Genomic DNA, 26767 nt, shown 5'->3' with positions numbered 1-26767 from the left:
GGAGGTGGCGCGGCGGCGAAGCCGACGTGACGGAGGGGCTCTTGAGGGCGAGTGCGCGGTGAAGAACCCCTCCACCGCTTCGCGGTCCCCCTCCCCATAAAATGGGGAGGAGACACGCCGGACCTCAGTCCTCGGGACTGGCGTCGAGGTCGATCTCGGCGTCGTCGAGGGCCATGCCGAGGGCGTAGTCGGCCATCAGGCCGTAGGTGGCCTGATGTTCGGGGTCGTCGCTGGCCCAGGCGCCGTTGGTCATCATGCCCTGGCCCACGGCCACGGCCTCGGCGATGCCCATGTCCCCGGCCAGATCGGCCTCGGCCAGGGCCTCAGCCACGACCGCCTCGATGTCGACCTCGGCGAGGGCCTCGGCAACGATGTCCGATACGGACACCGACACTGTCTGGGTGAAGGCCATGACGTCGGGCTGATACTCGCCCCACAGCGCCATGACCGCAGCTTCCTTCTGCTCTTCGGTGAGGCTGTCATCCTCCGAGATCGCCTCGGCGCGTTCGGCGAACTCGTCCATGCGGCCCTCGAAGACCTCTGCGGCGGCCTCAAGGGCGGCTTCAGCGGACTCCGGATCGGAGGTCTGGGCCATGGCCATGGAGACCGGCAGCAGGGCCAGGGCGGCAGCAAGCGACAGGGCGCGGATCATGGTCAGACCTCCTGATAGAGAGAAAGGGGCGGCTTATTCGCCTTCGGCGGCCATGGCGGCGGCCAGTTCACCGGACAGCAGGCCCGGGACCAGCATTTCGACGAACATGTCCTCGATCATGCCGGCGGCCATTTCGGCCTCTTCGGCGGTGCCGCCCTCGTCGAGGGTCTGCTGACGGACGAAGCCGGACAGCATGGCGACGAAGCCGTCGATTTCGGGTTTCTTGCGGTCGATGGCGGCCTGCATGCGGGCCTGACGGTCTTCTTCGGTCAGGCTGGTGTCGGCCCGGATGGCCTCGATCTCGGCGACCAGGGCCTCGAGCGTGACCTCAAAGGCGGCGGCGCGCTCTTCAACCTCAGCCTCGGTAATGGGGTCCTGGGCGACGGCGACCGCAGCGGCGGGGGCCGCCACGGCAGGCAGGGCGAGGGCCGACAGGCCGAGGGCGGAGACGGCAACGGCGGAGAGGATCAAACGACGCATGGGGAAGAGCCTTTGGGCTTGGGGATAATCGCTGGCCCCAGCCTTTACCCAACGCCGCCGACCTTCAAGTGAAATCGCGGTAAGGCTGTGGCGGTCCCGCCCAGCGGCGCCTTCAGGCCCCGCCGGTCCGGCGATTCCGGCGCTCCAGCACCCGCAGGCGCAGGGCGTTCAGCTTGATGAAACCCGCCGCGTCGCGGTGATCATAGGCCTGGACGCCCTCCTCGAAGGTGACCAGATCCTGATCGTAGAGGCTGAGCGGGCTCTCGCGGCCGATGACCGTGGCATTGCCCTTGTAGAGCTTGACCCGAACGGTGCCGGTGACCTGTTCCTGGCTCTTGTCGATGGCGGCCTGCAGCATCTCGCGCTCGGGCGCGAACCAGAAGCCGTTGTAGATCATCTGGGCATAGCGGACGGCCAGCTCGTCCTTCAGATGCATGGCCCCGCGGTCGAGCGTGATGGACTCGATCCCGCGGTGGGCGGCCAGCAGGATGGTGCCGCCCGGCGTCTCATAGATGCCGCGCGACTTCATGCCGACAAACCGGCCCTCGACCAGATCCAGGCGGCCGATGCCGTTGTCGCGGCCCAGATCGTTCAGGCGGGCCAGCAGGGTGGCGGGCGACAGGGCCTCGCCGTCGATCGAGACCGCATCGCCGCGCTCGAAGCCGAGGGTGATGACGGTGGCCTGATCGGGCGCGTCCTCGGGCGCGATCGTGCGCTGATAGACGAATTCGGGCGCCTCGACCGCCGGGTCTTCCAGAACCTTGCCCTCGGAGGAGCTGTGCAGAAGGTTGGCGTCGACCGAGAAGGGCGCCTCGCCGCGCTTGTCCTTGGCGATCGGGATCTGGTGCTTTTCGGCAAAGTCGAGCAGGGCCTCGCGGCTCTTGAAGTCCCACTCGCGCCAGGGGGCGATGACGCGGATGTCGGGCTCCAGCGCATAATAGCTCAGCTCGAACCGGACCTGGTCATTGCCCTTGCCGGTGGCCCCGTGACAGACGGCGTCGGCGCCGACCATGCGGGCGATCTCGATCTGGCGCTTGGCGATCAGCGGGCGGGCAATGGAGGTACCCAGCAGGTACTGGCCCTCATAGAGGGCATTGGCGCGGAACATGGGGAAGACGAAGTCCCGGACGAATTCCTCGCGCAGGTCGTCGATGAAGATGTTCCCGGGCTTGATGCCCATGCGCAGGGCCTTCTCCCGCGCCGGCTCCAGCTCCTCGCCCTGGCCCAGGTCGGCAGTGAAGGTGACCACCTCGGCGCCGTACTCCGTCTCGAGCCATTTCAGGATGATGGAGGTGTCGAGCCCGCCGGAATAGGCAAGGACAACCTTCTTGGGCTTGAAATCGGACATGGCGATACCTCGGGGAGAGTGCGCGGGGAGGCGCTCGAAACGATGGCCGCGCTTAAAGAACCAGATGCACCGAGATGCAAGGGCGGGAATGGAAGGACGTCAGCCCGAGGCGGACGAGGGCGGTCGGTTCCGGAGTCTTTCCAGGTGGATTCTGACACGCCTGAGACCCCAGCGCATACCGACAAAGCCGAGGTAGATCCCCCCGACCAACATGGCCGGCAAAAGCAGCGTCTTCATGCTCGGGGCGGTGGTCCAGATGTCGGGGCGGCTTACGATCTGCAAGACGGCAAGCATCGGCATCGCGGCGCTCAGCAGGAAGACCATCACGCCCGTCAGAAGGTTGGCGGCGATATCTTCGATCGTTTCGTCGGGTTCCGCCATGGCGCGAAACTAGCACGGGCGGCCCGCGCGACAAAACGACGGTCGCCCTAGCCCCACGGCCCGCGCGGGGCGGCCGGCGTGGTCGGCACCGTGGTGCCGGACCCCGCGCTGACCAGCGGGCGCAGGCGTGGCGAAGCGGCGCCCCTGCTGACCCCGAGGGCCATCAGGGCCTTGATCCGGTTGCCGGTGGCCGGGTGGGTCGAGAACAGGCTGTCGGCCCCCTTGCCGGCCAGCGGATTGATGATGAACAGCTGGCCCGAGGCCGGATTGCGCTCGGCGACCGGATTGTGGATGCGCCGGGCATAGGCCTCGATCTTCTCGAGGGCCGAGGCCAGGGCATGGGGGTCGCCCGCGATCTCGGCGCCGACGCGGTCGGCCTGATACTCGCGGGTGCGGCTGATGGCCATCTGCACCAGACCGGCCGCCAGCGGGGCCAGCAGCATCAGGGCAAGGGTGCCGATCAGACCGCCGGTCCGGTCGCGGTCGCCGCCGAAGAACAGGGCGAAATTGGCGAGCGCCGAGATGGCGCCGGCGACCGTGGCGGTGACCGTCATCACCAGGGTGTCACGGTTCTTCACATGGGCCAGTTCGTGGGCCATGACGCCGCGCACCTCGTCCCGCGTCAGCAGGTCCAGCAGGCCCGAGGTGGCGCAGACGGCGGCGTGTTCCGGGTTGCGGCCCGTGGCAAAGGCATTGGGCTGGTCGGAGGGGATGATGGCCACGACCGGCCGGGGCAGGCCGGCGCCCTCGGCCATCTGCAGCACATCGGCGACATAGGCGCGCACCACGGCATTGGGGTGGGTCTCGTCGACCGGCTGGGCCCGGTACATGCGCATGACGATCTTGTCGGCGTTCCAGTAGCTGACCAGATTGAGGCCGGCCGCCAGCACCAGCGCTATGACCATGCCCATGGCGCCGCCGATCAGATAGCCGATGCCGACGAACAGGGCAGTGAGGGCGGCCAGCAGGATGAAGGTCTTGGCGTGGTTCATGACCGGACGGGAACTCTGAATGTGGGCGGGTGAAGCGGGCGGGCTGGCCGTGCCGCCACCGGTCTCCTATGTGTCCTCAGCCCTGCTCTGCCTCAAGAGGACCCGCCTGTGACCGAAGCGCCCACCCCCCCGCTGGAAGCCCCGGTTCACAACGCCGACCTGCCCGGTGCGACACCGGACCGCCCCCTGACGCCTGTCGAGCGGCGCGCCCTGGAAGAAGCGGCGGCCCGAAACGCCGAAGCCGATGCTGCCGGGGCGCCGTCGGACGAGGTCGGGGGTCCACGCGGGCTTGAGCCGACCCGCTATGGTGACTGGGAGCGCAAGGGTCTGGCCGTCGACTTCTGAGCGAATCCGTCGCCTTCAAGGGGAAAAGCGAACGATCCGCCGGGCATGGCGTTAACCTCTCGTTAATCCCGCCGAACCGGCGATTTCGAGGACAAGGCGATGTCGACTTCCCGCTCCTTTCGCGCCCTGACCCCCCGCGCTCTGGCCTTGGGCGCAGGCCTTGCGGCCCTGACGCTGGCGGCTGCCACGCCCGTCGCGGCCCAATACCGCGATCATCGCCCGCCGGCGCAGGCCTATGCCAGCTATGGCAGCTATGGCCAGAGCTATAGCCGGGCCGACAGCCGCGTGGTGGTCACCTATGGCCAGCCCTCGCCCTATGACTATGGCTACAGCTATCCGCGCACCGGCGCCGCGGGGGCCGTCTATGAGGGCGAGACGCGCGTCTATGCCGCCACCGGCGCCGCCGCCACGGGTCGCGACGGATACGGCTATGGCTATTACAGCGACAGCTATTACCAGCCGCCGCGCCCGCATGACGGCTATGCCTATCGCTATCGCCAGCGTCACGACAGCTATGGCCGGGGTTACGACCGCGGCTACGACCGGGGCGGGCGCTATGGCTACAGCCGCTATCAGGGCTATCGCGACGAGTACGGCTATCAGGATGACCGGCCCCGGTCCGACCAGCGCCGCGACCACTATGATGACCGCTATGACCGGCGGGACCGGCGCTATGACCGCCGACGGGACTGCGACTGTTCAGACGTCTATATGTACGACCGCTAGGCCTCGAGCATTTCGGCGGCAATCCGCGCCGCCGCCCTCACCGGGCTGTCCGCCGCCACGACGGGCCGCGCCACGACCAGATGGGTGGCACCGGCCCTGAGCGCCTCGGACGGGGTGGCCACGCGCTGCTGGTCGCCCTGGTCAGCCCCGGCCGGTCGCACGCCCGGGGTAACGATCAGAAAGTCCGCGCGCCCCGCCGCGTCGGCCAGGGCCCGAACCCGGGCGGCCTCCAGCGGGCTGGCAACCACGCCGTCCATGCCGATGTCGAGCGCCTGACGCACGCGCCGCTCGACCAGATCGGACGCCGACTGGCGATAGCCGATCTCGACCAGATCGGCGTCGGACAAACTGGTCATCACGGTCACGCCCAGGAGTCTTGTCCCTGAGCCCGCCGCGTCGCGTCCCCGGATGGCGGCCGCCATCACCTGCGGCTCGGCATGAACGGTCAGCAGGTCACAGCCCCCCTCGGCCACGGTGCGCGCTGCACCCTCCACCTGGGCGCCGATGTCGTGCAGCTTCCAGTCCTGAAAGACCATCTTGCCCCGGGCGCGCAGCTTGTGGGCGAAGGCCACCCCGCCCGGCCGGGCCAGAAGGGTCAGTCCGACCTTATAGGCCAGGACCCCGTCGGCGATCCGGTCGACCAGCGCCTCAGCGGCCTCGACCGACGGCAGGTCCAGCCCGACGATCAGGCGCGGGTCGGCAAGAACGGGAGAGGTCATCGACGGACTCCTTGCAAGCGGCTATGGGGAGAACACGGGTGCGCCGGGGCGCGCCACACCTCACCGGACGGATTTAAACAGGGGACTATCAGCCATGGGCGCGGTCGATCTTGGCGTCAACCTGTTCGTAGCCCTGTTCGCCTTGGTCGATCCGATCGGCAACATCCCGATCTTTGCGGCGGCCACGGCGGGGGCGACCCTCAGCCAGCGCATGTCGGTGTCGGCGCTGATCTGCCTGTTCATCGTCGCGTTTCTGGTGTTCTTCTTCTTCACCGGTCTGGCGCTGCTGGAGTTTTTCGGCATTTCGCTGGCCGCCTTCCGCATCGCGGGCGGCATTCTGCTGCTGTTGCTGGGCCTCGACATGGCGCGCGAGGACTTCCTCAAGATCTTCGCCGATGCCGACGCCCAGTCGGACCTGGCCGATGTGCGCGGCTATGCCCGTCGGCGCTTCCAGCGGCTGATCGTGCCCTTTGCCATGCCGCTGCTGATCGGCCCGGGCGCCATCTCGACCATCATCATCCAGGCGGGCGAGGCGACAAAGATCGGCGCGGCCGGTCAGGTCGCCGGTCTGGTCGCCATTGTCGGAGCCGGGGTCGCGACTTTCGTCTGCTTTGCCATGACGGGCCCCATCAGCCGGCTGCTGGGCGAGGTTGGCATGGCCATCGTGGTGCGGGTGCTGGGCCTGATCCTTTGCGCCCTGGCCATCCAGTTCATCCTGGCGGGCCTCGGCGAGGCCATCCCGGGCATGTTCTCGGGCGATGTCACCGCGCCCTATCCGGCCGGTGGGCACTGATGCCGGAGCCTCGACCCGGGGTTTCGACGCCGCAATTTCGAACCCTGTTGATCCGCAGGCTGGGGAATCTGTTCCCTGATCTCAATGCTCGCATCGAGGGAGCGCCGCGCGGAATCGTCTTCCAGCTATTCGAACCGGACGGAACCGAAAGGACGAACCGGGTCAACTTGTATCGGCACAGCCGCGACACCCTCACCTCTGCGAGCCTGAAGGCGAAGATTCTGAGTGCAGGCCGCCCTGCAGGCGGCTTTCCGGCCAATCTCGACCCCGCCGCATAGCGATCAGATCCGCTTCAGCCGTTTCGCGTGGCCGCCGACCATGGACAGGGCCATCCGGTCGGGCAGGTGTTTGGCCAGGCCGGCCATGAGGTTGTTCATGACGCCCGGCGTGACCTGTGGGCGGTTGGCCTCGCAGGCCTGCCAGCCGACGCGGGCCACATGGTCGGCGCTCTGCCACATCCAGGCGGGATAGGCCGAGGACACCTCATCGCGGGTGCCGTTCACGTCGTGAAACTCGGTCAGGGTGTAGCCGGGGCAGAGGGCGGTCACGTGCACGCCCGTGCCGCGCATTTCCAGCCACAGCCCCTGTGACGCCTTGATCAGAAAGCTCTTGATCGGCCCGTAGAGGGTGTCGCCGCCGGTCGCGGGCATGCGGCCAGCGAGCGAGGCCACATTCAGCACCCGGCCAAAGCCCCGCTCGACCATACCCGGCACGACCGCCCGGCTGAGCTGAACCGGTACGGTCAGCATGACACGGATCATGGCCTGCTGATCTTCGGGCGGGGTGTTGAGAAAGCCCTCGGTGCGGCTGAAGCCAGCGTTGTTGATCAGTCCGTCGACGGTCAGGCCCTGCGCATGGATGTCTGCCACCAGCTGCTCGGCCGCGCCCTCCACCCCCAGATCGGCCAGGATCACCCGGGCGTCGCAGCCGTGGGCTGCGCCCAGTTCGGCCGCCAGCGCATCCAGCGGTGCCTTGCGACGGGCAGTCAGGATCAGGTCCCAGCCCTCGGCGGCATAGACGGTGGCCAGCGCCCGGCCGATGCCGGCGGAGGCCCCGGTAATCAGCACCCGTCTGCGGGTCATTTGCCGGCTGCGACCGGCAGGGCGAACCCGGCCAGCGAGGGCGGGTTTTCGGCCAGAAGGTCGGCGATGGTGATGCGCGACAGGGCCTCGCCCGCCGCGCGGTCTGCGGCAACCAGCGCGCGGGCCACCTGTCGCGGGATATGCTCGCCCACCGGACAGCCCTTGGCCCCCGCAGGCGGAGAGCCCAGGTGGGCGCAGCCGTGGACCGCCTTCAGCACCTCGTCCAGACGGATGGCCTCGGGGCGACGCAGCAGCCAGGCCCCGCCACTGGCGCCCGAGCGCGTCTCGATCAGGCCGGCGCGCGCCAGAAGACCCGTCACGCGGCGGATGACCACCGGATTGGTCGGCACCGAGGCGGCCAGGATGGCGCTGGGCACCGCCTGCGCAGGGCCGTAGGCGCCCTTGTGGGCCAGATAGGCCAGGGCGTGGGCCGCGACGGGGAATCTTTGGCTGTCGGACATGGGTTATGGGTTCCGTATGCGGATTTAGGCGTTTGTCGCAGGAATCACAAACGTCCTCGCTGGGGGGCCGGTGCCGGGGGCCACGATTGAACCGTCCGAAGAAAGGGTCTAAAGCCCCGCGGCTTTATGGAAGGGACCGTCCTCCCACGGCTCCCGGAGACCAGGCATGACCGGGGACACCCCCAGGCCCGACGCACCGCCCCCGGGTGGCGCGTCCGGCCCCGCAGCGCCTCAGGCTACATCCGATACCACCGCGCCCCAGGACGGGCACGGCGACCACGGACTGGCGGCCAAGGGCAAGCTGGGTCTGGTGATCGGCGCCATCGGCGTGGTGTTCGGCGATATCGGCACCAGCCCGCTCTACGCCATGCGCGAGGCCCTGCACCACAGTCGCTCGGGTGGCACCGCCGAAATGGCCGTGCTGGGCGTCGTCTCGCTGGTCTTCTGGGCCCTGATCCTGGTGGTGACGATCAAATACGTCGTCTTCCTGACCCGGGCCGACAACAAGGGCGAGGGCGGGACGCTGGCGCTGATGGCGCTGGCCCAGCACGCCATCGGCAAACGCTCGGCCGTGGTCTTCCTGCTGGGGGTGGTCGGCGCCGCCCTGTTCTACGGGGACGGTATCATCACCCCGGCGATTTCCGTGGTCTCGGCCATCGAGGGCCTGCGCGATGCGCCGGGCATGGGCGATATGTTCGCGCCCTTCGTCCTGCCGATCGCGGCCGGCATCCTGATCGCCCTGTTCATGATCCAGTCGCGCGGCACCGGCAGTATGGCGCGCTGGTTCGGCCCGCTGACCCTGATCTGGTTTCTGGTTCTGGCGGGGCTGGGCCTCTATCATATCTTTGACGACGTCTCGATCCTGCGGGCCCTGTCGCCCCATTACGGGCTGACCTTCCTGATCTCCAACGGCTTCGTCGGCTTTGTCATCCTCGGCAGCGTCTTCCTCGCCGTGACGGGGGCCGAGGCCCTCTATGCCGACATGGGCCATTTCGGAAAATCCCCGATCCGCAAGGCCTGGTTGTGGGTGGTCCTGCCCTGTCTGATGCTCAACTATCTGGGCCAGGGCGCGCTGGTGCTGGCCGATCGCACGGCGGCCGCCAATCCGTTCTGGTCGATGGTGCCCGACGTGGCCTATTGGCCGGTGCTGGTCATGGCCACCATCGCCACCGTGATCGCCAGCCAGGCGGTCATCACCGGTGCCTTCTCGGTCACCCAGCAGGCGGTGCATCTGGGCCTGTTACCGCGCCTGAAGATCCTGAACACCTCCGAGGATCTGGCCGGCCAGATCTATGTGCCGTCGATCAATCTGCTGCTGATGGTCGGGGTGTTGCTGCTGCTGGTGACCTTCCAGACCTCCAGCGCCCTGGCCGCCGCCTACGGCATCGCCGTGACCGGCACCATGTTCATCGACAGCCTGCTGGCCTGGTTCATTGTCCGGCGCCTGTGGCACTGGAAGCTGGGTCCGAGCCTTGCGGTCATCCTGCCGTTCGTGACCATCGATCTGGTGTTCATGACCTCTAACCTGCTGAAAATCCCGCAGGGGGCGTGGTTCCCGCTGGCGCTCGGCACGGGTCTGGTGCTGCTGATGCTGACCTGGGTGCGCGGCACCCAGATCCTGACGGCCAAGACCCGGCGGGACAGCCTGCCGCTGTCGGATCTGATCGAGATGCTGTCGGCCCGACCGCCGCATCGGACACCGGGCACGGCCATCTTCCTGACGTCGGACCCCGGCGTCGCCCCGGTCGCGCTGATGCACAATCTCAAGCACAACAAGGTGCTGCACGAGAAGAACATCATCCTGACGGTCAAGACCGTCGACCGGCCCCGGGTGCGCGACGACAAGCGCATCGAGATCGAGCCGATCAATGATGACTTCAAACGGGTGGTGCTGTCCTATGGCTTCATGGAACAGCCCAATGTGCCCAAGGCGCTGGGCCTGTGCCGCAAGCAGGGGCTGAAGTTCGACATCATGTCGACCAGCTTCTTCCTGGGCCGCCGATCGGTGGTCCCCTCGGCGACCCAGGGCATGCCCCTGTGGCAGGACCGGCTCTATATCTTCCTGATGCGCAACGCGGCCAATCCGACCGACTTCTTCCACATCCCGCCCGGCCGCGTGGTCGAGCTGGGCACACAGGTGTCGGTCTAGGATGACGGATGATCCCGGAATTCAGGCCCGCCATGCCGCCGGCCTGCTGCTGAATGCCGCGCTGGAACGTCGCAATGGCCTCGATGAGGCCCTGTCGAAGCCGCCGGTCTCGACGCTGGAGCCTCAGGACCGCGCCTTTGCCCGGGCCGTGGCCATGGCCGCCCTCAGGCGACTGGGCGAGATCGACGCCATCCTCGACCGGCGGCTGAAGCGGTCGCCGCCGCTGGCCGTGCGGACCCTGATGCGCACCGCCCTGGCCCAAACGCTGACGCTGGGCACCCCGGCCTTTGCCGCCGTCTCCAGCGCCGTCAAACTGGCCGAGCGCGATCCGGCCACCCGGCCCTACAAGGCGCTGATCAATGCCGTGCTGCGCGGGATCGACCGTGACGGGACGGGCGCGACCGATCCGGTCGCCAACTTTCCCGACTGGCTGACCGCCCGCTGGCGCCAGACCTACGGCGAGGCGGCGCTGCAGGCCATGGCCAAGGCCGCCAGCCTTGAGCCCCCGACGGACCTCAGCCTCAAGCCCGGCACGGATGCCGGGGCCCTGGCCGAAGCGCTGGAGGCCCACATCCTCGCCCCCGACACCCTGCGCACCGACCGCCGCGGCGACCTGCGCGACTGGGCGGGGTTCGAGGACGGCCTCTGGTGGGTGCAGGACGCCGCCGCCGCCGTCCCCGCCCGCCTGCTGGAGGTGCGCGCCGACCACACCGTGCTCGACCTGTGCGCGGCCCCGGGCGGCAAGACCCTGCAGCTGGCGGCCACGGGCGCGACCGTCACCGCGCTGGACCGCTCCGACAAGCGGCTGGACCGCCTGCGCGACAATCTGAAACGCATGGGTCTGTCGGCCGAGGTCATCGCCTCACCCGCCGAGGACTGGGACGATGCGCGCACCTTCGACCGGGTGCTGCTGGATGCGCCCTGTTCGGCGACCGGCACCTTCCGCCGCAATCCCGAGGCCCTGCGCGCCACCCGGCCCGCCGATGTCGGCAATCTGGCCGATGTCCAGCACCGGCTGCTGGATGCCGCAGCGGCCCGCGTCGCGCCCGGTGGGCGGCTGGTCTATTGCACCTGCTCGCTGGAGCGGGAGGAGGGCGAGACCCAGGTCACGGCCTTCCTGCGCCGCAATGAGGCGTTCCGCACGGTGGCGGCCGATCCGGCGGCGGTGGGCGCCCCGGAAGAGGCCCTGACGCCCGAGGGCTGGCTGCGCATTCTGCCCGGCCAGTGGGCGGACAAGGGCGGGCTGGACGGCTTCTTCATCGCTGCGCTGGAACGCGTGGACTAAAGGCGGATCCCGGCGGCCTCGGCCAGATCCTTCAGCGAGGTCATGGGGCGCGGGCCCCAGTGCGAGATGACCTCGGCGGCGGCAATCGCTCCCAGCCGCCCGCAGGTTTCCAGCGGCAGGCCCCGCGCCAAACCGAACAGGACGCCGGCCGCATATTGATCGCCCGCGCCGGTGGTATCGACGACCTTGGCGACCGGCTCGGCGGCGATGTCGGCGCGCTCCTCGCCGCGCACCAGCACCGAACCCTTCGGCCCGTGGGTCACGGCGACCACCTCGACCTTTTCGGCCAGGGCGCGCGGGGCCGCCTCGACATCATCGGTCTCGAACAGGGCGCAGGCCTCGGCCTCATTGGCGAAGACGATGTCGGTCGAACCGTCGAGGAAGGCCAGCAGCTCGGTGCGCCAGCGCGCCACGACGAAGGTGTCGGACAGGGTGATGGCGACCTTCCGGCCCGCCTTGTGCGCCGCCGCGGCCGCCGCTTCGAAGGCGGCGCGGGCCGGGGCCGGGTCGAACAGATAGCCCTCCAGATAGACGATGGCGCTGTCGGCCACCTGCGCCAGATCGAGGTCTTCGGGCGCCAGCTGGTTGGCCGCGCCGAGGAAGGTGCACATGGTGCGCTGGCCGTCCGGGGTGACATTGATCAGGCAGCGGCCCGTGCCCGCGCCGTCCTTCAGCACCGGGGTATCGAAGGTGACGCCGGCCGCGCGGATGTCGTGGGCGAAGACGCCGCCCAGCTGATCATCGGCGACCTTGCCGATATAGGCGGCGCGTCCGCCCAGACTGCCGATGCCGGCCACCGTATTGCCGGCCGAGCCGCCCGAGGCCTCGACCCCGGCCGCCATGGCGTCATAGAGAGTGGCGCTTTCCGTCTCGTCGACCAGCCGCATGGAGCCGGGCTCCAGCCCCTTGTCGGACAGGAATTCGGGGGTGCAGGGGCTCAGCACATCAACGATGGCATTGCCGACGGCGCAGACGTCGTGGGTAGGGGCGGAATGGGTCATGGGCGCCGCTTAGCCCGACTGTCCCCGCATGACCAGTGCAGGCCGACGGGTCGAGGCTTTGCCGTCGGGCAATTTCCGCTATGACCCGCCGATGTCCGACATTGTGATCCTGACCCCGAATCCCGAAGACCCCTCCTTTGCCGGCCAATGGCCGCAGGTGCGTGACCGGCTGGTTGCTGCCTTTGCCGCGGGCGGTCTCGACGCCCGGTCGGAGGCCTGGACCGATCACATCGGGTCTGCGGACGGGCTGGCCGCGGCCGATCTGGTCATGCCGCTGGTGGCCTGGGGCTATCACCGCGACCACGTGCGCTGGATGAAGGCCTGTGCGACCTGGCAGGCAGCCGGCCTGCCGATGATGAATCCGGCATCCGTGCTGGCCTGGAATTCCGACAAATCCTATCTGAAGCGGCTGGGCGAGGCGGGCCTGCCGGTGCCGCCCACGCTCTGGAGCGAGCAGATCACGCCGGATCAGGTCGCCGACGCCTTTGACGCGCTCGGCACAGACGAACTGGTGGTCAAACCCCGTGTTTCCGGCGGCGGCTGGCAGACCACGCGGCTGGCGCGCGGCGAGGCCCTGACCGAGACGCCGGAGGGCCCGGCCCTGATCCAGCCCTTCATCGCAACGCTGGAGACCGAGGGCGAGCTGTCACTGCTGTTCTTTGGCGGCCGCTTCAGCCATGCGGTGCGCAAACGCCCGCGCGCCGGCGAGTTCCGCATCCAGCAGCAGTTCGGCGGCCTCTATGCGCCCGAATCCGACCCGGATCCGGCGGCCCTCGCACTGGCCGAACGCGTGCTGGCGACGGTCGAGGAAGAGCTGCTGTACGCCCGCATCGATCTGGCGCGAGGGGCCGACCGCCAGTGGCTGTTGATGGAGGCCGAGCTGATCGAGCCGGACTTCTATCTCAATCATGCACCGGACGGCGGCCGGACCTTCGTCACCGCCGTCGCCGGACGCCTCAATCATTGACCGGAACGCACCTGTGACCAACCTGCCGAGCGGCTATAGCTTCAGCGACCAGACGCCGTCGGTCGAGACCTATCTGCGCCTGCGCCACATCGCCGGTCTGAGCCCCAAGACCGAGGCGGGGGCCGCCGTCGGCCTGCCCCGCAGCCTGATCGCTGTCCAGATTCTGCAGGGCGACCAGCCGGTCGGCATGGGCCGGGCGGTCGGCGACGGCGCCCTGTTCGTCCAGGTGGTCGATATCGCCGTCGATCCCGCGCATCAGGGTCGGGGTCTGGGCAAGGCCATCATGGCCCGCCTGATGGAGCGCATGAGGGCCGAGCTGCCCTCCGGCACCTATGTCAGCCTGCTGGCCGATGGCGAGGCGCACCGCCTCTACGCTCAGTACGGCTTTACCCTGACGGCCCCTGCGTCGGTCGGCATGGCGCTGAAGCTGCCTTAGGTCCCGACGACCGGCGAGACGGACGGGCACAGGTCGCGGATCACGCAGGCCTCGCATTTGGGCTTGCGCGCCACGCAGGTGTAGCGGCCGTGCAGGATCAGCCAGTGGTGGGCCTTGGGCAGCCAGCCCTCCGGCACGACCTGATGCAGCTGGGCCTCGACCTTGTCGGGGGTATTGGCATTGGCCAGTCCCAGCCGGTGCGACACGCGAAAGACGTGGGTGTCGACGGCGATGGCCGGTTCGATCTCCAGCTCGTTCAGCACCACGCTGGCCGTCTTGCGGCCCACGCCCGGCAGGGCCTGAAGCGCTTCCCGCGTCAGCGGCACCTCGCCCCCGTGCTGCTCCAGCACGATCCGGCTGAGGGCGATGGCGTTCTTCGCCTTGTTCCGGTAGAGGCCGATCGAGGCGATGTAGGGGATCAGCCCCTCTTCCCCCAGGGCCAGCATCTTCTGCGGCGTATCGGCCACCGCAAACAGCCGGTCGGTGGCCTTGTTGACCGAGACATCGGTCGCCTGGGCCGACAGGGCGACGGCCACCACCAGCGTATAGGGGCTGCTGAAGTTCAGCTCGGTCTTCGGCTCGGGCATGACCGCCGCCAGTCGGGCAAAGATGGCTTCGACCCGCGCCGGATCAGGCGGCCAGCCGCGGGCGCCCCGCGCACGGTCGGTCCCCGACCGGACCTTGGCCTTCGCCCTGCTCTTTACCGTCGTCCGGGCCAGTTCCGCCTCCCTCAAACCCTGTTCCTGCCAGCGCCGGCCGTGCGGGCCAAGCCGCGATTGTCCGCTGCGACCAATCGGCGTATGCGGGTCTGGCCCTTGGGGGGCGCTGTTTCTGCATCTGAGTTCCGGAGTTTGCCATGCTGATCCACCTGTCGTCCTGGCCCGAGATCGAGGCCCGGCTGAAGGCCACGAAGACGGTCGTCGTGCCGATCGGCTCGAACGAACAGCACGGCCCGACCGGCCTGCTCGGCACCGACTGGCTGTGCCCGGAGATCATCGCCCACGCGGCCGAGAAGCAGGACGACGGCCTGATCATCGCCCCGACTTTCAACATCGGCATGGCCCAGCACCATCTGGCGTTCGGCGGCACGATCTCGCTGCGCCCCTCGACCTTCATGGCCGCCATTTCCGACTGGGTCAGCTCGCTGACGCGCCACGGCTTCGAGCGGATCTATTTCCTGAACGGCCACGGCGGCAATGTCTCAACCATTGAGGCGACCTTCGCCGAAATCTATGCCGAGTGGAGTTTCCTGGAGGAGCGGGCGCCGTTTGCGCTGAAGCTGGTCAACTGGTGGGACCTGCCGGGGGTGCACGCCCTGTGCAGCTCGATCTTCCCGACCGGCCACGGCATGCATGCCACCCCGTCCGAGATCGCCGTCACCCAGGCCGCCTATCCCGACCGGATCAAGACCGCCGACTATTCGCCGAAGATCGCCCCCGTGGGTCCGATCCGTGACGCCCTGGACTACCGCGCCCGCTTCCCCGACGGCCGCATCGGCTCGGACCCGGCCCAGGCCAGTCCGGAGAAGGGCCAGCGCATCATCGATGCTGCCGTGCCGGCCCTGATCAAGGATGTGGCGGCCTTTACAAATGAAGTCACACCCGGCTGACCGGATGGGCTAGACTGGTGCCATGACCTCCCCCAAATCGATGACGCGCGACGGCAAGCATATGGCCCGCAATGCGCGAACCGCCCTGAGCACGGCGTCTGACAGCAGTGAAATGCTGACGGCCTCGTCCGACGTCATCGCCGCCCGGATGGAGATCATGGCCCGCGCCCTGGCCGATCCGCTCCGCGCCGACGTCGCCGAGCTGTCGCTGATGGGCACCGAAAAGCTCGAGGCCCTCAGCGCTTCGGCCGCCTCGGTGGCCGGAAACGTGGGCACCCTCGCCGCCAGCGCCTCGAAGTCCGCCCTGGCGGAGGTCGGCCACGCCCAGCGCGCGGCCACCGCCATGGCCTCGGCGCGGACCCCGGCGGGTCTGGCCTCGGCCCAGTTCACCTACGCCATGGGCTGGTGGGGCCGGGCGACCGGCCAGATGCTGACCTTCAACACCGGCCTGCTGAAAACCCAGGCCGAAGCGCTGAAGCCGCTCCACACCGCCGCCGTTGCCAATGCCAAGCGCCTGAAGCGTTAGGCCGTCCGGATCACCCCGCCCGAGGCCTGGACCGGCCACGGCATCAGGCGCGCACCGGCGCAGGGCCCGCCGACACAGGCGCCGTCCAGCGGCTGGAACACCGCCCCGTGCCAGCCACACAGGATCAGCGACCCATCGGGCGTCAGATAGCGGTCCAGCTCGATCGCCATGGGCAAACCCTGATGCGGGCAGCGGTCGACCCAGCCGGCTACCTCGCCGTCCTTGCGCACCACAAAGCCGTGGAAAAAGGCCTCACCGATCTGCAGGACAAAGCCGCGCGAGCCGGGCTCGGCAATGTCGTCCAGCGCGCACAGGGCCACGCCCGCCGGCGTCTTCCAGACCCGTTTGCGCTCGAGATCGGGGGCCTCGGGTTTCGGCTCCCCGGTCATCCGTCCGTCTCGGCCCGCAGGGGGCGCGACAACAGGCTGCCGATCACCTGATCAACCGTTGCCTCTCCGGCCAGCAGGGACGCCACCCCATAGGCGATCGGCATGTCGAGACCCAGCTTGCGGCCCAGGTCGCGGACGGCGGGCGCGCTCTGATAGCCCTCGGCCACCGACCGCTTCCCGGCCAGGGCCTGCTCGACCGTCTGGCCCTCACCCAGCGCCAGACCGAGGCTCATATTGCGCGACTGCGGGCTGGAGCAGGTCAGCACCAGATCGCCCAGACCGCACAGGCCCGCGACCGTCTCGGACCGCCCGCCCAGCGCCACGCACAGACGGGTCATCTCGGCAAAGCCCCGGGTGATCAGGGCGGCGTGGGCGCTGCGGCCCAGCTGACGCCCCTCGACGATGCCACAGGCGATGGCCAGCACATTCTTCAGCGCCCCGCCGGCCTCGGCCCCGATCAGGTCATCGGTCAGATACAGGCGGAACCCCGGCGGCGACAGGCGCGCCATCAGGGCCTCGCCCAGGTCGGCGTCGGCGACCGCCAGCGTGACTGCCGTCGGCAGGCCGCGGGCCACCTCGCCCGCAAAACTGGGGCCCGACAGGACGGCCGGCGTGGCCTCGGGCAGGGTCTCGGCCAGCACATCGGTCATCAGCTTGAGCGTGCCGCGCTCGATCCCCTTGGAGCACAGGATCATGGGGGTGCCCGCCCGGAAATGCGGACGAAAGGCCTCCAGCGTGCCACGCAGGTGCTGGGCCGGCGGCACCGCCAGCACCAGATCGCAGTCCGCCAGATCGGCCATGTCGGTCGTGGCGCGGATGGCCGGGTCGAGTTCGATACCCGGGAGGAAGGCCGCATTGACCCGGTCGCGGCGGATGCTGTCGACCACCTCGGTCTCGCGTGCCTGCAGCGTGACCGAAAGGCCCGCGCGCGCCACCACCTGGGCCAGGGCCGTGCCCCAGGCGCCGCCGCCGATCACCCCTGCCGTCTTCATCTGCATCGGTCTGCTCCGTTACGACAGGTCATGATTTGGCGCCCTTGCGGCCCGGCGCGTGGGTGGGGTCGGACAGGGCGCGGGCCTCGTCCAGGGGCCAGCGGGGGCGGGCGGCCACCGCGAGGTCACTGGTCAGCCCCAGCCGCAGCCGTTCGGCGCCCGCCAGGGCGATCATGGCGGCATTGTCAGTGCAATAGGCCATGGGCGGGGCGACAAAGTCGAATCCGCGCGCCTCGGCCACCGCGGTCAGGCGGGCGCGCACTGTGGCATTGGCCGCCACTCCGCCGGCCACGACAAAGGCGGGCCGGTCGAGGTCCGGATGACTTTCGGAAAACAGGTCCAGCGCCCGCACAGAGCGTTCGGCCAGCTGGCGGGCGATGGCATTTTGCACCGCGCGCGCCAGATCGGCCTTGTCCGCCTCGGTCGTCAGCCCCTGCGACAGGCGCGCGGCGGCCGTCTTCAGCCCCGAGAAGGAAAAGTCGCAGTCGCGACGTCCCAGCAACGACCGGGGCAGATCGAACCGCTCGGCCCCCGCATCCGTGCCGGTGGCCGCCAGCCGCTCCAGCGCCGGCCCGCCCGGATAGCCCAGCCCCATGGCCTTGGCGATCTTGTCAAAAGCCTCGCCCGCCGCATCGTCCAGGGTGGTGCCCAGCCGGCTCATGTCGCCGATGCCGCGCACCTCCAGCAGCTGGCAGTGCCCGCCCGAGACCAGCAGCAGCAGGAAGGGATAGCCCACCGGCCGGCCCAGCCGTGCCGAGACCGCATGCCCCTCCAGATGGTTGACCGCCACCAGCGGCAGGCCGCTCCCCAGGGCCACGCCCTTGGCGTAGCTGAGGCCGACCATGACCCCGCCGACCAGTCCGGGCCCGGCGGTCGCCGCCACCCCGTCCAGCCCGCTCCAGTCGCAGCCGGCGTCGCTCAGCGCCCGCTTGACCACGCCGTCGATCGTCTCGACATGGCTGCGCGCCGCGATTTCCGGCACCACCCCGCCATAGGCCGCATGGTCGTCGATCTGGCTGTGGACCACCGAGGACAGCACCTCGACCGTGCCGTCTGCGGCCTGGCGCACCACCGAGGCCGCCGTCTCGTCGCAGCTGGTCTCGATCCCCAGCAGGACAAGCGGCCCGGTTGCCGTGTCCGGCCCCGTGCTATAGGGCGCGGCTCTGGTGTCCATGCTCATCGGGGTGGCCACAATCCTGTTCACCGGGTCGAGGTAGCGGCCCGCAACCCGCGACGCAACGGCGACGATCCGACCATGACGCTCACCCTCCGCATCGGCACGCGCCGCTCGACCCTGGCGATGACCCAGACCGGTCATGTCCGTCAGGCCCTGGCCGGGGCGCTCGGCGTGGGGTCCAGCGAGATGGACGCCCACCTGCCGCTGGTCCCGATCGTCACCACCGGCGACCGGATTCAGGACCGGCGCCTGCTCGAGGTCGGCGGCAAGGCCCTGTTCACCAAGGAGATCGAGGCCGCCCTGATCGACGGCCGCTGCGATCTGGCGGTGCATTCGCTCAAGGATGTGCCGGTCGAGCCGCCGCCCGGCCTGAAGCTGGCCGCCATTCCCGTGCGCGAGGACCCGCGCGACGCCTTTGTCAGCGAGCGTTTCGACAGTGTCCTGGACCTGCCCGAGGGGGCCCGCGTCGGCACCGCCAGCCTCAGGCGGCAGGCCCAGTTGCTGGCCCTTCGTCCCGATCTGCGCATCGAGCTGCTGCGCGGCAATGTCGACACCCGGCTGAAGCGGGTCGCGGACGGCGAGTTCGAGGCCATCCTGCTGGCCGCCTCGGGCCTCAACCGGCTGGGCCGTGGCGACCGCATCCGCGCCCTGCTGCCGGTCGAGGATTTCGTCCCGGCGCCCGGTCAGGGGGCCCTGGCCCTGCAGACCCGCGAGGACGGCGCGCCCGGCCTCGACCTCTGGGGGCCTGCCCTGAATGACCCCGTCACGGCGCTGGCCGTTCTGGCCGAGCGGGCCGCCATGCGGGCGCTGGAGGGATCCTGCCGCACCGCCGTCGGCGCCCATGCCTGGCAGGAGGGCGAGGATCTGGTGCTGATCGCCGAGCGGCTGCGCCCCGACGGCACCCGCCGCTGGCGCGAGACGGCCCGCATTCCCCTGTCCTCCGACGTCGAGGCCGCCGCCGAAGCGCTCGGCCAGACGGTCCAGGACCGCGCCCTCGCCGACGGCGAGCCGTTCGAGAACTAGGGCCATGCGCCTCTGGATCACCCGCACCGAACCCGGCGCGCACGACACGGCCGCACGGCTGGCGGCACGGGGCCATGATCCGGTGATCGCCCCCCTGCTGGTCGTCCGCGCCCTGTCGAGCGACAGCGCCGACCCCGTCCCCACCCATGCGGCGCTGGCCTTTACAAGCCGCAATGCCGTGGCCGTCTGGGCCGCGATCCGCCCCGACCGCGCCCCGCCGGTGTTCTGCGTGGGCGATGGCACGGCCGAAGCCGCCCGGGCCGTCGGCTTTACGGATGTGCGCTCGGCGTCCGGCGATGCCCGCGCCCTCGCCGCCCTGATCCGGGACGCGGCCGCCGGCCCGGTGCTGGTGCCCGGCCCGACCCGGCCCGCCGCCGACCTGACCGCCCTGGTGGGTCCCGATGTGACGGTCCTGCCGCGTGCCGTCTATGAGACGGTCGAGGCCGACGTTGCTGCCCCGGGCCCTATCGACGGCATCCTGTTCCATTCGGCGCGCGCGGCCGTGGCCTTTGCCCGCAACCACGCCGCTTCTGCCCCCGGGCGTATCGCCCTCGCCCTGTCCGACGCCGTGGCCGAACCGCTGATGGCGCTGGGCTTTGCCGGGGTCCACATCGCCGCCCGACCGGACGAGCACAGCCTTCTCGACGCGCTCGACGCGCAGACGCTTGGCAAGCCGCCCCGCCCCGTATAAACACCGCCCTCGCGCCGGGCCGGTCACGCCCGCCGACATAGGCCGCCTTAGCTCAGCCGGTAGAGCATCGCATTCGTAATGCGGGGGTCAGGTGTTCGAGTCACCTAGGCGGCACCACTTCCTTTCATGATGACAACGTACCGCATCGCCGTCCTCGTCGCCCTCCTGGCCTTTGTCGGGTTGATCGCGCTTGGGGCGCGGGTGGATGTGGCGGTGCCGGGGTCGCCGGTGCCGCAGTCGCTGCAGACGCTGGCGGTTCTGGCGGCCGGACTGGCGCTGGGGCCGCGGTGGGGACTGGCGGCAGGCCTGATTTATCTGGCGGCAGGGGCGTTGGGCGTGCCGGTGTTTGCGGGCGGGGCCTCGGGCCTGTCGGCCCTGACCGGGCCGACCGCCGGCTATCTGGTCGGGTTTCCGCTGGCGGCCCTGATGGTCGGAGCCGGCAGCCGCACCCTGTCCCCCGGCCCCATATGGCGCACGATGCTGGGCGGCTTTGCCCTCGGGCTGGCCGGTCATCTGTTGATTCTGGCCCTCGGGTGGGCGGGCCTCAGCCTCCGGATCGGGGCGACGGAGGCCCTGTCGGCGGGGGTTATGCCGTTCCTGTGGGGCATGGCAGTCAAGTCGGCGGCGCTGGCGCTGATCGCGCCCCTGCTGACCGGCTTGCGAGACCGCTTGAACATATAAGCATATCTTTATATGTCTGGCGGCCCATCCTTGGCGTTCATGGCCACGCGGAGCTCGCCCTTGTCCCGTACCTCCTTCCATTTCACCTCGGAAAGCGTTTCCGAGGGACACCCCGACAAGGTCGCAGACCGCATCTCGGACACCATCGTCGACCTGTTCCTGTCGAAGGACCCCGAGGCCCGCGTGGCCTGCGAGACCCTGACCACCACCAACCGTGTGGTGCTGGCCGGTGAGATCCGCGGCAAGGGCATCTGGGAGAACGGCGCCTGGGCCCCCGGCATCGAGGCCGAGATCGAACAGGTGGTCCGCGCCGCCGTGCGCGACATCGGCTATGAGCAGGACGGCTTTCACTGGGAAACGCTGACCTTTTCCAACTATCTGCACGGCCAGTCGGCCGACATCGCGGTCGGCGTCGACGCCGCCGAGGGCAAGGACGAGGGCGCGGGCGACCAGGGCATCATGTTCGGCTATGCCTCGAACGAAACACCCGAGCTGATGCCGGCCACCCTGGCCTACAGCCACCGCATCCTGCGCCGTCTGGCCGAGCTGCGTCACGGCGGTGAAAAGGCGCTGGAGCCCGACGCCAAGAGCCAGGTCACCCTGTTCTACGAGGACGGTCAGCCGGTGCGCGCCACCTCAATCGTCGTCTCGACCCAGCACGCCCGGGGGATGTCGCAGGGCGATGTCGCCGCCCTGGTCAAGCCGGTGGTCGAGGACGTCCTGCCCGAGGGCTTCATCACCAATGAGACCGTATGGCACATCAATCCGACCGGCGTGTTCGAGATCGGCGGTCCGGACGGCGACTCGGGCCTGACCGGCCGCAAGATCATCGTCGATACCTATGGCGGGGCGGCCCCGCACGGCGGCGGTGCCTTTTCCGGCAAGGACCCGACCAAGGTCGACCGCTCGGCGGCCTATGCCTGTCGCTATCTGGCCAAGAATGTCGTGGCGGCGGGCCTCGCCGATCGCTGCACCCTGCAGCTCAGCTATGCCATCGGCGTGGCCAAGCCCCAGTCGATCCATGTCGACCTGCACGGTACCGGCAAGATTTCGGAGACGGTGCTGGAAGACAAGCTGCTGGGCCTGATCGGCGGCGGCACCCCGCGCGCCATCCGCGAGCATCTGGGCCTCAACAAACCCATCTATGCCCGCACCGCCGCCTATGGCCATTTCGGCCGCGAGCCCGAGCCCGACGGCGGGTTCAGCTGGGAGAAGACCGATCTGGTCGATCAGCTGAAGGCGCTGGCCTGAAGAAGGTGGCGAGTAGCGAGTGGCGAGTGGCGAGACCCTTTCAACTCACTCGGTGACGCCTTAAGGCTGGGGCCGCTGCTGAAGCGTCGGCCGGTTCGACCCCCAGCGTTTTCCTCGCCACTCGCCACGCGTCACTCATAGTCATGTCCGACCCCTCTTCCCACGGCCCGATCCGCAGCTTTGGCCGCATCAAGTCGCGCGCGCTGAAACCGCGTCAGGCGGCGCTGTTCGACACCCTGTTGCCGGCGGTCGCCCTGCCCGATCCCGCCGAGGGGCCGCTGGATCCCGCCGCGATCATGCCCGGGGCCCGCGCGGTCTGGCTGGAGATCGGCTTCGGCGGGGGTGAGCATCTGGCGGGTCAGGCCGCGCGCCACCCCGACACCCTGATGATCGGCTGCGAGCCCTTCCTGAACGGGGTCGGTTCAGCCCTGCGCCACATCGAGGAGGGCGGGCTGAAGAATGTCCGCATCCATGCCGATGACGCGCGCGCGGTTCTGGCGGCCCTGCCGGACGCCTCGGTCGACCATGTGCTGATCCTGTTCCCGGACCCCTGGCCCAAGGCGCGCCACGCCAAACGGCGACTGGTCCAGCCCGACGTGGCCGCCGAACTGGCGCGCATCCTGAAGGAGGGCGGAAAGCTGCGCTTCGTCACCGACTGGAAGGCCTATGCCGACTGGGCACTGGCACGGTTTCTGGAAACGCCGGGTCTTCACTGGATGGCCGAGGCCGCCGACGACTGGCGCACCGCCCCCGCCGATCACATCCAGACGCGTTACGAGGACAAGCGCCTGGGCGACACCGAGCCGGTCTTTCTGCTCTTCGAGCGACGGGCGGCCGACGCAGCCTGACGCTCGGCAAAGGCGTGGATGAAGGCGTACTGGCTGTCCATTTCGGGCACGGTGCGCCCGCGCGCGGCCCCGACCCTGAGCACGGCCTCGTCCGGGTGCAGCCCCCCGGCGACCAGCAGACAGCAGGCCAACGTCGGGGCCCGGCCCAGACCGGCATTGCAGTGGATGACCATCCGCTCGCCGGCCAGCAGCTGTTTCCGCAACTTTTTCACCAGACGATCAAAGGCCGCCACATCCGCGGGAATGTCGTGGTCGGGCACCGGCAGATTGTCGAAGGCGACGCCGTGCGCCTTGCAGACCTCGGCCTCGCGGACGATGTCCAGCCGCTCGACCTCCTCGGGCTCCAGCAGGGTCACGACCCGGTCGACATAGCCCAGATTGGCGACCAGCACGGCCTCCATGGCCTCGCCCCCCGGCGGCCGACGCGACACGCCGAGGCTGCCGGGCGTGTCCTGCGGTATCCAGTGAATCTCCATGGGATGGCCTCTAGGCGAGCCTGCGGAAAAAGCAATCACCTCCCGGGGGCTGACAAGTCGCGCCGGGGGCGCTATAGGGCGGGCCACATCGTTAGACCGGCGTCGAACGGCGTCGTGATCAAGCGGCGGCCTTAAGACGGTCGGCCGCTTTTTTATTGGGAGTACGCCCCGCGTGCGCGCCAGGACCGCCGAAGACCGCGCCCTGATCGAAATGATCGACCCCGTCGCCGAGACCCTCGGCCTGGCGGTGGTCCGTGTGCGGCTGATGGGCGGCACCCTGCGCCGTCGCCTGCAGGTCATGGCTGAACGCCCCGCCGACAATGACATTTCGGTCGAGGAATGTGCCCGGCTGAGCCGCGCCATCTCCGAGGTGTTCGATGCCGCCGACCCGATCGCCGGCGAATATCTGCTGGAGGTCTCCTCGCCCGGGATCGACCGGCCCCTGACCCGGCTGTCAGATTTCGACCTGTTCGAGGGCTATGAGGCGCGGCTGGAAACCGATCGCATGATCGAGGGCCGCAAGCGCTTCAAGGGCATTCTGGCCGGCACCGACGAGGGCAATGTCGCCATCGACCTGGACGGCGAGACCGACACGGCCCTGATCCCCTTTGACTGGCTGGTCGATGCCAAGCTGGTCCTGACCGACGAACTTCTGAAGGCGGGGGCCGAAAAGCGCGCCGCCCGCAACGCTTCCGATCCTGACGCTGACACCCACTCTACCGACTCCGAGGACTGACCCATGGCCGTGACCGGCGTTTCCGCAAACCGACTCGAACTGCTCCAGATCGCCAATGCGGTGGCCCAGGAGAAGAATATCGACAAGGAGATCGTCATCGAGGCGATCGAAGAGGCCATCCAGAAGGGTGCCAAGTCCCGCTACGGCGCCCATCACGACATCCGCGCCAGCCTGGACCCCAAGACCGGCGAGCTGGCCCTGACGCGTCACGTCACCATCGTCGAGGACGACTGGCAGCCCGAGGACGAGCTGGAAGAGTTCAATGACTCGGCCATGGTCCGCCTCAAGGACGCGCTGAAGCGTGATCCCGAGGCCGTGGTCGGCAAGGAATATATCGAGGAACTGCCGCCGTTCGAATTCGGCCGCGTCCAGACCCAGATGGCCCGTCAGGTCGTCACCGGAAAGGTCCGCGAGGCCGAGCGCGCCAACCAGTACGAAGAGTTCAAGGATCGCGTCGGCGAGATCGTCAACGGCACCGTCAAGCGCGTCGAATACGGCAATACCGTCGTCGACCTGGGCCGGGGCGAGGGCATCATGCGCCGCAACGACTCTATCCCGCGCGAGCTGTTCAACATCGGCGACCGCATCCGTACCTACATCTATGACGTCCGGCCCGAGGCCAAGGGCCCGCAGGTCATGCTGTCGCGCGCCCATCCCGGCTTCATGGCCAAGCTGTTCGCCCAGGAAGTGCCCGAGGTCTATGACGGCGTGATCGAGATCCGCGCCGCCGCCCGCGACGCCGGCTCGCGCGCCAAGATGGCCGTCCTGTCCAACGACAGCTCGATCGACCCGGTCGGCGCCTGCGTCGGCATGCGCGGTTCGCGCGTGCAGGCGGTCGTGGCCGAGCTGCAGGGCGAGAAGATCGACATCATCCAGTGGAACCCGGACGAGCCGACCTTCATCGTCAACGCCCTGGCCCCCGCCGAGGTCTCCAAGGTCGTGCTCGACGAAGAGGCCGACCGCGTCGAGGTGGTGGTGCCCGATGAACAGCTGTCGCTGGCCATCGGCCGTCGCGGCCAGAACGTCCGCCTCGCCTCGCAGCTGACCGGCTGGCAGATCGACATCATCACCGAGACCCAGGACTCCGAGCGTCGCCAGCGCGAGTTCGCCGAGCGCACCACCCTGTTCCAGGAAGCCCTGGACGTGGACGAGGTGATCGCCCAGCTGCTGGTCACCGAAGGCTTCGCCACGGTCGAGGATCTGGCCTTCGTCGAGCCCTATGAAATCTCGGACATCGAAGGCTTCGACGAGGAAACCGCCGAGGAACTGCAGGCCCGCGCCCGCGACTTCCTCGACAAGCAGGCTCAGGCCCTGGATGCCCGCCGCAAGGAACTGGGCGTCGAGGACGGCGTGCTCGAGGTTCCCGGTGTGACCCTGCCGATGGCGGTGGCCCTCGGCGAGAATGGCGTCAAGACCGTCGAGGATCTGGCCGATCTGGCCACCGACGAAATCCGCGGCGGCTACGAGATGAAGAACGGCGAGCGCGTCAAGGTCCCCGGCGTGCTGGAGAGCTTCAGCCTGGCCCAGGAAGACGCCGAAATGCTGATCCTGCAGGCCCGGGTCGCGGCCGGCTGGATCGATGCCTCGGAACTGCCGCAGCCCGAGCCCGAGCCTGAATATGAGGCCGAAGAGGGCGGCGAAGGCGAGGAGTCCTATGACGCCGACACCGTCTTCGCCGGCTCGAACATCGACGATGCCTCTGACGACGCCTCCGACGACGAGGGGGATGCCGACGACGCCTCTGCCCCGTCCGACGACGACGACGTCGAAGCGTGATGGGAGACCGGACCGTCCATGGGGCTCGCCGAAGCACAGGCTGAACGGGAACGCCGCGATCTGGTCACGCGCCAGGTCATGGACGAGTCTGCCCTGATCCGCTTCGTCGTGGGCCCGGACGGTCAGGTCGTACCCGATCTGGCGCGCAAGCTGCCGGGCCGTGGCCTGTGGGTCGCGGCCGACCGCGCCTCGATCACAGCGGCCGGCAAGGGCCTGTTTTCACGGGCCGCAAAGGCGCCGGTGCAGGCCTCTCCCGGCCTTGCCGATCAGGTCGAAAGCCTGCTGGTCCGGCGCTGCCTGGAACAACTGGGGCTTGCCAGGCGCGAAGGCGTGCTTATCTCCGGCTTCGAGAAATCGGCTGCTGCGATCAAGGGCGGCCGGGCCGCCTGGCTGGTCGAGGCCGCCGACGGCGCGCGCGACGGACGCCAGCGCCTGATGGCCCTCATGCGGCACACACCTCGCCCCGTGGGCCTGTGCGGTGCATTCGGGGCGGAAGAATTGAGTTTGGCCCTGGGGCTGGAAAATGCGATACACAGCGTGCTGCTTGCAGGCGGACGCGCGGATCGCTGGGCCCTTGAGGTCAACAGATTGGCGGGTTTTCGTCCGCTTCATCCGCGGGAGTGGGATCGGGCCGGGCCCGGCCACACCTCCGGGGACGGACCGAACGACCCTTGTGACGATGGGCTCCCTGGCGGGCCCGGGCAGGCTGTGGACGGGCAGGGTTCCGACTCCTGAAGGGGAGGCGGGGCGCGCTCGCCCTTTTGTGTTTGATACG

General features: G+C 69.1%; 31 protein-coding genes and 1 tRNA gene. 18 read left to right on the top strand and 14 right to left on the bottom strand.

Annotated elements, in window-relative coordinates:
* Positions 1-124: 124 nt before the first annotated feature.
* The 5 genes from V7672_RS07935 to htpX form a co-directional block, all read right to left on the bottom strand.
* Positions 125-652 carry a hypothetical protein gene (locus tag V7672_RS07935; RefSeq protein ID WP_335624056.1) on the bottom strand — a complete coding sequence of 176 codons (528 nt, stop codon included), beginning with the start codon at positions 650-652 and terminating at the stop codon, positions 125-127.
* Positions 653-685: 33 nt separating this feature from the next.
* Positions 686-1132 carry a hypothetical protein gene (locus tag V7672_RS07930; protein WP_335624055.1) on the bottom strand — a complete coding sequence of 149 codons (447 nt, stop codon included), beginning with the start codon at positions 1130-1132 and terminating at the stop codon, positions 686-688.
* A 112-nt stretch (positions 1133-1244) separates the two neighbouring features.
* Entirely contained in the window at positions 1245-2480 is a 1236-nt protein-coding gene (locus V7672_RS07925; RefSeq protein WP_335624054.1) for an argininosuccinate synthase, read from the bottom strand.
* A 99-nt stretch (positions 2481-2579) separates the two neighbouring features.
* Entirely contained in the window at positions 2580-2861 is a 282-nt protein-coding gene (locus V7672_RS07920) for a hypothetical protein (protein WP_335624053.1), read from the bottom strand.
* A 47-nt stretch (positions 2862-2908) separates the two neighbouring features.
* A complete protein-coding gene (gene htpX, locus V7672_RS07915) occupies positions 2909-3853 on the bottom strand; it encodes a zinc metalloprotease HtpX (RefSeq protein WP_335624052.1) in 945 nt (314 codons plus the stop codon).
* 108 nt (positions 3854-3961) lie between these two features.
* Between htpX and V7672_RS07910 the strand changes: the two genes are divergently transcribed.
* Positions 3962-4198: a DUF1674 domain-containing protein gene (locus tag V7672_RS07910; RefSeq protein ID WP_335624051.1), complete on the top strand. Its 237-nt coding sequence runs from the start codon at positions 3962-3964 to the stop codon at positions 4196-4198.
* Between the two features lie 99 nt (positions 4199-4297).
* Positions 4298-4924, top strand: a complete 627-nt coding sequence (locus V7672_RS07905) for a hypothetical protein (protein ID WP_335624050.1) — start codon at positions 4298-4300, stop codon at positions 4922-4924.
* Here the strand turns inward: V7672_RS07905 and pyrF are convergent.
* On the bottom strand, positions 4921-5643 hold the full coding sequence (gene pyrF / locus V7672_RS07900) for an orotidine-5'-phosphate decarboxylase (RefSeq protein WP_335624049.1): 723 nt from the start codon (positions 5641-5643) through the stop codon (positions 4921-4923). The two genes, V7672_RS07905 and pyrF, sit on opposite strands and share 4 nt — an antisense overlap.
* Before the next feature lie 94 nt (positions 5644-5737).
* Between pyrF and V7672_RS07895 the strand changes: the two genes are divergently transcribed.
* A complete protein-coding gene (locus V7672_RS07895) occupies positions 5738-6436 on the top strand; it encodes a MarC family protein (protein WP_335624048.1) in 699 nt (232 codons plus the stop codon).
* Positions 6437-6717: 281 nt separating this feature from the next.
* Here the strand turns inward: V7672_RS07895 and V7672_RS07890 are convergent, their stop codons facing one another.
* Both V7672_RS07890 and V7672_RS07885 read right to left on the bottom strand, forming a co-directional pair.
* Positions 6718-7518, bottom strand: coding sequence for an SDR family NAD(P)-dependent oxidoreductase (locus tag V7672_RS07890; RefSeq protein WP_335624047.1), 801 nt, complete (start codon positions 7516-7518; stop codon positions 6718-6720).
* Complete coding sequence (locus tag V7672_RS07885) at positions 7515-7979, bottom strand: Rrf2 family transcriptional regulator (RefSeq protein ID WP_335624046.1); 465 nt, start codon at positions 7977-7979, stop codon at positions 7515-7517. The genes V7672_RS07890 and V7672_RS07885 overlap by 4 nt, the downstream gene beginning before the upstream one ends.
* A 166-nt stretch (positions 7980-8145) precedes the next feature.
* Here V7672_RS07885 and V7672_RS07880 point away from each other — a divergent pair, with 166 nt between their 5' ends.
* Positions 8146-10128 (top strand): potassium transporter Kup, encoded by a 1983-nt coding sequence (locus V7672_RS07880; protein WP_335624045.1) that lies wholly within the window; start codon positions 8146-8148, stop codon positions 10126-10128.
* Position 10129: 1 nt separating this feature from the next.
* Entirely contained in the window at positions 10130-11413 is a 1284-nt protein-coding gene (locus tag V7672_RS07875) for an RsmB/NOP family class I SAM-dependent RNA methyltransferase (RefSeq protein ID WP_335624044.1), read from the top strand.
* Here the strand turns inward: V7672_RS07875 and V7672_RS07870 are convergent.
* On the bottom strand, positions 11410-12414 hold the full coding sequence (locus V7672_RS07870; protein WP_335624043.1) for an adenosine kinase: 1005 nt from the start codon (positions 12412-12414) through the stop codon (positions 11410-11412). The two genes, V7672_RS07875 and V7672_RS07870, sit on opposite strands and share 4 nt — an antisense overlap.
* Before the next feature lie 28 nt (positions 12415-12442).
* On the opposite strand from V7672_RS07870, the gene V7672_RS07865 reads away from it, so the two are divergent.
* Both V7672_RS07865 and V7672_RS07860 read left to right on the top strand, forming a co-directional pair.
* Complete coding sequence (locus V7672_RS07865; RefSeq protein WP_335624042.1) at positions 12443-13381, top strand: ATP-grasp domain-containing protein; 939 nt, start codon at positions 12443-12445, stop codon at positions 13379-13381.
* A gap of 13 nt (positions 13382-13394) precedes the next feature.
* Positions 13395-13817, top strand: coding sequence for a GNAT family N-acetyltransferase (locus V7672_RS07860; protein ID WP_335624041.1), 423 nt, complete (start codon positions 13395-13397; stop codon positions 13815-13817).
* Here V7672_RS07860 and nth read toward each other — a convergent pair.
* Positions 13814-14551, bottom strand: a complete 738-nt coding sequence (nth, locus tag V7672_RS07855; RefSeq protein WP_442889086.1) for an endonuclease III — start codon at positions 14549-14551, stop codon at positions 13814-13816. The genes V7672_RS07860 and nth overlap by 4 nt on opposite strands.
* Before the next feature lie 122 nt (positions 14552-14673).
* Here nth and V7672_RS07850 point away from each other — a divergent pair, with 122 nt between their 5' ends.
* Both V7672_RS07850 and V7672_RS07845 read left to right on the top strand, forming a co-directional pair.
* Entirely contained in the window at positions 14674-15426 is a 753-nt protein-coding gene (locus tag V7672_RS07850) for a creatininase family protein (protein WP_335624040.1), read from the top strand.
* Positions 15427-15448: 22 nt separating this feature from the next.
* Positions 15449-15952 (top strand): phasin family protein, encoded by a 504-nt coding sequence (locus tag V7672_RS07845; protein WP_335624039.1) that lies wholly within the window; start codon positions 15449-15451, stop codon positions 15950-15952.
* Here V7672_RS07845 and V7672_RS07840 read toward each other — a convergent pair.
* From V7672_RS07840 to tsaD, 3 genes are read right to left on the bottom strand one after another with little or no spacing between them, the layout of a single operon-like run.
* A complete protein-coding gene (locus tag V7672_RS07840) occupies positions 15949-16341 on the bottom strand; it encodes a Rieske (2Fe-2S) protein (protein WP_335624038.1) in 393 nt (130 codons plus the stop codon). The two genes, V7672_RS07845 and V7672_RS07840, sit on opposite strands and share 4 nt — an antisense overlap.
* A complete protein-coding gene (locus V7672_RS07835; RefSeq protein WP_335624037.1) occupies positions 16338-17339 on the bottom strand; it encodes an NAD(P)H-dependent glycerol-3-phosphate dehydrogenase in 1002 nt (333 codons plus the stop codon). Before V7672_RS07835 ends, V7672_RS07840 begins: the two co-directional genes overlap by 4 nt.
* Positions 17340-17361: 22 nt before the next feature.
* Positions 17362-18513: a tRNA (adenosine(37)-N6)-threonylcarbamoyltransferase complex transferase subunit TsaD gene (tsaD, locus tag V7672_RS07830; RefSeq protein WP_442889083.1), complete on the bottom strand. Its 1152-nt coding sequence runs from the start codon at positions 18511-18513 to the stop codon at positions 17362-17364.
* A gap of 75 nt (positions 18514-18588) precedes the next feature.
* On the opposite strand from tsaD, the gene hemC reads away from it, so the two are divergent.
* The 6 genes from hemC to trmB all read left to right on the top strand — a co-directional run bounded on the left by hemC (position 18589) and on the right by trmB (position 23004).
* Positions 18589-19533: a hydroxymethylbilane synthase gene (gene hemC, locus V7672_RS07825; RefSeq protein WP_335624036.1), complete on the top strand. Its 945-nt coding sequence runs from the start codon at positions 18589-18591 to the stop codon at positions 19531-19533.
* Between the two features lie 4 nt (positions 19534-19537).
* Positions 19538-20224: a uroporphyrinogen-III synthase gene (locus tag V7672_RS07820; RefSeq protein WP_335624035.1), complete on the top strand. Its 687-nt coding sequence runs from the start codon at positions 19538-19540 to the stop codon at positions 20222-20224.
* A 41-nt stretch (positions 20225-20265) separates the two neighbouring features.
* Positions 20266-20341, top strand: a tRNA-Thr gene (locus V7672_RS07815).
* 9 nt (positions 20342-20350) lie between these two features.
* Entirely contained in the window at positions 20351-20905 is a 555-nt protein-coding gene (locus V7672_RS07810) for a biotin transporter BioY (RefSeq protein ID WP_335624034.1), read from the top strand.
* A 60-nt stretch (positions 20906-20965) separates the two neighbouring features.
* Positions 20966-22156, top strand: a complete 1191-nt coding sequence (gene metK / locus V7672_RS07805) for a methionine adenosyltransferase (protein WP_335624033.1) — start codon at positions 20966-20968, stop codon at positions 22154-22156.
* A 143-nt stretch (positions 22157-22299) separates the two neighbouring features.
* Complete coding sequence (trmB, locus tag V7672_RS07800) at positions 22300-23004, top strand: tRNA (guanosine(46)-N7)-methyltransferase TrmB (RefSeq protein WP_335624032.1); 705 nt, start codon at positions 22300-22302, stop codon at positions 23002-23004.
* Here the strand turns inward: trmB and V7672_RS07795 are convergent.
* Positions 22929-23480, bottom strand: a complete 552-nt coding sequence (locus V7672_RS07795) for a phosphatase domain-containing protein (protein ID WP_335624031.1) — start codon at positions 23478-23480, stop codon at positions 22929-22931. The two genes, trmB and V7672_RS07795, sit on opposite strands and share 76 nt — an antisense overlap.
* 172 nt (positions 23481-23652) lie before the next feature.
* Here V7672_RS07795 and rimP point away from each other — a divergent pair, with 172 nt between their 5' ends.
* From rimP to V7672_RS07780, 3 genes are read left to right on the top strand one after another with little or no spacing between them, the layout of a single operon-like run.
* Positions 23653-24216: a ribosome maturation factor RimP gene (gene rimP / locus V7672_RS07790; protein ID WP_335624030.1), complete on the top strand. Its 564-nt coding sequence runs from the start codon at positions 23653-23655 to the stop codon at positions 24214-24216.
* Positions 24217-24219: 3 nt separating this feature from the next.
* Positions 24220-25992 (top strand): transcription termination factor NusA, encoded by a 1773-nt coding sequence (nusA, locus tag V7672_RS07785; protein ID WP_335624029.1) that lies wholly within the window; start codon positions 24220-24222, stop codon positions 25990-25992.
* An 18-nt stretch (positions 25993-26010) separates the two neighbouring features.
* Positions 26011-26727, top strand: coding sequence for an RNA-binding protein (locus V7672_RS07780; RefSeq protein WP_335624028.1), 717 nt, complete (start codon positions 26011-26013; stop codon positions 26725-26727).
* Positions 26728-26767: the final 40 nt, after the last annotated feature.

The sequence above is a fragment of the Brevundimonas sp. genome (genome assembly GCF_036963785.1).
Taxonomy (GTDB): Bacteria; Pseudomonadota; Alphaproteobacteria; order Caulobacterales; family Caulobacteraceae; genus Brevundimonas.
The sequence above is the reverse complement of the archived record's forward strand: the minus strand, read 5'-3'. Positions and strand labels throughout refer to the sequence as shown.

Coding starts and splice junctions, on each gene's coding strand:
- V7672_RS07935 (WP_335624056.1), bottom strand. CDS start 652: ATGATCCGCGCCCTGTCGCTTGCTGCCGCCCTGGCCCTGCTGCCGGTC.
- V7672_RS07930 (WP_335624055.1), bottom strand. CDS start 1,132: ATGCGTCGTTTGATCCTCTCCGCCGTTGCCGTCTCCGCCCTCGGCCTG.
- V7672_RS07925 (WP_335624054.1), bottom strand. CDS start 2,480: ATGTCCGATTTCAAGCCCAAGAAGGTTGTCCTTGCCTATTCCGGCGGG.
- V7672_RS07920 (WP_335624053.1), bottom strand. CDS start 2,861: ATGGCGGAACCCGACGAAACGATCGAAGATATCGCCGCCAACCTTCTG.
- htpX (WP_335624052.1), bottom strand. CDS start 3,853: ATGAACCACGCCAAGACCTTCATCCTGCTGGCCGCCCTCACTGCCCTG.
- V7672_RS07905 (WP_335624050.1), top strand. CDS start 4,298: ATGTCGACTTCCCGCTCCTTTCGCGCCCTGACCCCCCGCGCTCTGGCC.
- pyrF (WP_335624049.1), bottom strand. CDS start 5,643: ATGACCTCTCCCGTTCTTGCCGACCCGCGCCTGATCGTCGGGCTGGAC.
- V7672_RS07895 (WP_335624048.1), top strand. CDS start 5,738: ATGGGCGCGGTCGATCTTGGCGTCAACCTGTTCGTAGCCCTGTTCGCC.
- V7672_RS07890 (WP_335624047.1), bottom strand. CDS start 7,518: ATGACCCGCAGACGGGTGCTGATTACCGGGGCCTCCGCCGGCATCGGC.
- V7672_RS07885 (WP_335624046.1), bottom strand. CDS start 7,979: ATGTCCGACAGCCAAAGATTCCCCGTCGCGGCCCACGCCCTGGCCTAT.
- V7672_RS07880 (WP_335624045.1), top strand. CDS start 8,146: ATGACCGGGGACACCCCCAGGCCCGACGCACCGCCCCCGGGTGGCGCG.
- V7672_RS07875 (WP_335624044.1), top strand. CDS start 10,130: ATGACGGATGATCCCGGAATTCAGGCCCGCCATGCCGCCGGCCTGCTG.
- V7672_RS07870 (WP_335624043.1), bottom strand. CDS start 12,414: ATGACCCATTCCGCCCCTACCCACGACGTCTGCGCCGTCGGCAATGCC.
- V7672_RS07865 (WP_335624042.1), top strand. CDS start 12,443: ATGACCAGTGCAGGCCGACGGGTCGAGGCTTTGCCGTCGGGCAATTTC.
- V7672_RS07850 (WP_335624040.1), top strand. CDS start 14,674: ATGCTGATCCACCTGTCGTCCTGGCCCGAGATCGAGGCCCGGCTGAAG.
- V7672_RS07845 (WP_335624039.1), top strand. CDS start 15,449: ATGACCTCCCCCAAATCGATGACGCGCGACGGCAAGCATATGGCCCGC.
- V7672_RS07840 (WP_335624038.1), bottom strand. CDS start 16,341: ATGACCGGGGAGCCGAAACCCGAGGCCCCCGATCTCGAGCGCAAACGG.
- V7672_RS07835 (WP_335624037.1), bottom strand. CDS start 17,339: ATGCAGATGAAGACGGCAGGGGTGATCGGCGGCGGCGCCTGGGGCACG.
- tsaD (WP_442889083.1), bottom strand. CDS start 18,513: ATGAGCATGGACACCAGAGCCGCGCCCTATAGCACGGGGCCGGACACG.
- hemC (WP_335624036.1), top strand. CDS start 18,589: ATGACGCTCACCCTCCGCATCGGCACGCGCCGCTCGACCCTGGCGATG.
- V7672_RS07820 (WP_335624035.1), top strand. CDS start 19,538: ATGCGCCTCTGGATCACCCGCACCGAACCCGGCGCGCACGACACGGCC.
- V7672_RS07810 (WP_335624034.1), top strand. CDS start 20,351: ATGATGACAACGTACCGCATCGCCGTCCTCGTCGCCCTCCTGGCCTTT.
- trmB (WP_335624032.1), top strand. CDS start 22,300: ATGTCCGACCCCTCTTCCCACGGCCCGATCCGCAGCTTTGGCCGCATC.
- V7672_RS07795 (WP_335624031.1), bottom strand. CDS start 23,480: ATGGAGATTCACTGGATACCGCAGGACACGCCCGGCAGCCTCGGCGTG.
- nusA (WP_335624029.1), top strand. CDS start 24,220: ATGGCCGTGACCGGCGTTTCCGCAAACCGACTCGAACTGCTCCAGATC.
- V7672_RS07780 (WP_335624028.1), top strand. CDS start 26,011: ATGGGGCTCGCCGAAGCACAGGCTGAACGGGAACGCCGCGATCTGGTC.